Below are 2,777 nucleotides of genomic sequence, written 5' to 3' on the forward strand. Positions count from 1 at the left end.
GGCGTGTGGCTCGGCTCGGCCTCGGTCGCGCCGGGGGGCGGGGCGCACGGCATGGCGGGCTGGAACGCCGCGCACGATGCCCTGCGTCGGCTCGGCTACGCCACCTGAACGTCGCCGCACAAACGAAGATCGCCCCGGGGCCGAAGCTCCGGAGCGATCATCAGTGCGGTTTTTTGGTTTCCGTTTCCGGTTCTCTTTCGAGTCCCTCTGTCTCCGTTGTCCTTCGCAAGACCCAACATACTCATCCCCGGTGCGACGTCAAGAGTTTACGCAGAATTAACATGACCGTCATGTTGAAGGTGAGAGTAGGTGCATGCCGCCGTCACGGCGAGACGAGGAAGACCCCGTCGAGCAGCCCCGGATTGTGGGCGTGCACGAGCACCGCGAAGACCACGGCGTCGAACAGCAAGTGGACCGTCACGACGTAGCCCAGCGACCTCGTCTTCAAGAAGATGACCGCCTGCAGCAGTGCGAACGGGATCGTCAGCACCGGACCCCATGCCCGGTAGCCGAGCTCCCACAGGAACGAGACGAACACGACCACCTGCAGCACGTTCGCCGCGACATCTGCGAAGTGCCGACGCAACAGCGCGAACACCGTGCAGATGAAGAAGAGCTCATCCCAGATGCCGACGGCGCCGACCCCGACGAACAGGCGCGCGATGAGCTCCGGCGAGTCGACCTGCGGCCAGTTGCGGTAGACCCCCGACGAGATGAAGTAGAACGGCAGGATCAGCCAGCCGAGTCCGAGCACCGCCGCAAGCCATCCCCATTGCCAACCGCGCCATCTCTTGCCGCCGCGAGTACCACGCCAGGGAAACGCGATCGCCCGGTCGCGGTACACCCACCGCGACACCGCGTACGGCACGACGACGGCACCGCCGAGCGCGAGCGTGAACCGCAGCATCGACAGATCGTCGAGCTTCGCCTCGAGAGAGATCGCGCTGACGATCAGCATCCCGACCGCGATGAGCGACAGGTCCCGCGTGAGTGAAGGAGCGGATGCCGTCACCCGCCCCCGCTCGACCAGCCACGCCGACACGAGACCGGCCGCCAGCAACAGCCAGCCGAGCCACGGCGTCAGCAGCACGAAGAAGGCGGGAGCGGCCAGGCAGACGAGCAGCGCCGGCACGGTGCTCACCGCGACGAACGGCCGGGGTTCCGGGAGCGGCTTCGTGGGCAGCGGTTTCATGCGCGGTCGCGGCGCCGATAGACGAGGTCACGGATCTCGCGCCCCTTCGCGATGCCCTTCCGCTCGAACGCCGTCATGACCCGGCCCTCGAAACGCGGCGCCCAGCCCGCCGTGTCGCCGGTGGTGGCCGTGGCGGTGTCGAACTCGGGATCGAACTCCACGGCATCCGCCATCACGGCGCGCATCTGGAGGGCGTAATCCTCCCAGTCGGTCGCGAGCCGCAGCACGCCGCCGTCGCGGAGCGCCCGCGCGACCAGCGGTGAGAAGGCCTCTTGAACGAGCCGGCGCTTATGGTGCTTCGCCTTGTGCCACGGGTCGGGGAAGAACACCCACACTTCGTCGACGGACGCCTCCGGCAGCAGATGCTCGAGCACTTCGGGCGCGTTCGCCTCGACCAGCCTCAGATTTCTCAGGCCGGCCCGGTCGGCATCGAGCATCGTGCGCGCGAGCCCAGCCCGGAACACCTCGACCGCGAGAAAGTCGGTGCCGGGGTTCGCCGCGGCCGCGGCGACGATCGCGTGCCCCTGTCCCGAGCCGATCTCGACGACGAGCGGAGCGGCGCGGCCGTACACGGACCCCGGGTCGATCCCGGACCCGGGCAGGATGCTCGTGGCCGCGGCATCCCGCTGCACTTCGAGCAGGTAGCGCGGCGAGAGTTCAGCCCAGGCTCGCTCCTGCCCGTCGCTCATCCGGCCACTGCGGCGGACGAACGAGACCGGTCTAGCCCGAAAGACGCCCGACCCTTGCGGGGTCTCTCCACCGCCAGGACGCGGTAGCGCCACTGAAGAGCTGTCGCGAAACCGGCGCGGTTCGGGGTCGGCCGGGTCAGCGTCGGCGGGCAGCGGCATCCGCCCAGGTTACCCGCGCGGTCCCGGGCCTTCGCGGCGCAAACTCCACAGGATTGGTGTCCAAGACCACTTCAGAGGCCAAGAACGCCGCGAGCGCGCTCGGATTGGTGGAGTTTCGGCGCGCGGACGCCGGCGAGTCCGCCGCGGGGTGCACAGCGCGACCGCGGTTCAGGCGGTGACGAAGTCGATCAGCTCTTCGACACGGCCGAGGAGGGCGGGGTCGAGGTCGCGGTAGCTGCGCACCGACCCGAGGATGCGCTGCCACGTGTGGGCGAGGTCGGCCTGGTCGCGGGCGGGCCAACCGAGCGCGCGGCTCACGCCGACCTTCCACTCGATGCCGCGGGGCACGTCGGGCCACGAAGGGATGCCGAGGGCGCGCGGCAGCACGCACTGCCACACATCGATGTGGGGATGGCCGACGATCCGCACATGGGGCCCGTGCGGTCCGCGCTCGACGGCCTGCGCGATGCGCGACTCCTTCGAGCCCGGCACGAGGTGATCCACGAGCACGCCGTAGCGGCGATCGGGCCCGGGCGGTTCGTCGCGCAGCACCGACTCGAGCAGGTCCACACCCCGCAGGTATTCCACGACGACGCCCTCGGCGCGCAAGTCGTCACCCCACACCTTCTCGACCAGTTCGGCGTCGTGCCGGCCCTCGACGAGTACGCGCGAGGCGCGCGCGACGCGGGCCCGGGCCTCGGGTGCGGCGAACGAACCGGATGCGGTCCGTCGCGGCC

Annotated in this window: 3 protein-coding genes; all 3 read right to left on the reverse strand. The window is 69.6% G+C overall.

What is annotated here, in order from left to right:
• Positions 1 to 322 precede the first annotated feature (322 nt).
• The gene (locus WBP48_RS13340; protein WP_424441205.1) at positions 323 to 1,192 is read right to left on the reverse strand and encodes a CPBP family intramembrane glutamic endopeptidase; all 870 of its coding nucleotides are present in this window, start codon (positions 1,190 to 1,192) and stop codon (positions 323 to 325) included.
• Complete coding sequence (gene trmB / locus WBP48_RS13345) at positions 1,189 to 1,881, reverse strand: tRNA (guanosine(46)-N7)-methyltransferase TrmB (RefSeq protein ID WP_424441207.1); 693 nt, start codon at positions 1,879 to 1,881, stop codon at positions 1,189 to 1,191. The genes WBP48_RS13340 and trmB overlap by 4 nt, the downstream gene beginning before the upstream one ends.
• A 327-nt stretch (positions 1,882 to 2,208) precedes the next feature.
• A partial coding sequence (locus WBP48_RS13350) for a DUF3097 family protein (protein WP_424441209.1) occupies positions 2,209 to 2,777 on the reverse strand: 569 nt, incomplete at its 5' end.

The organism is Microbacterium sp. (genome assembly GCF_049661145.1).
Lineage (GTDB): Bacteria > Actinomycetota > Actinomycetes > Actinomycetales > Microbacteriaceae > Microbacterium.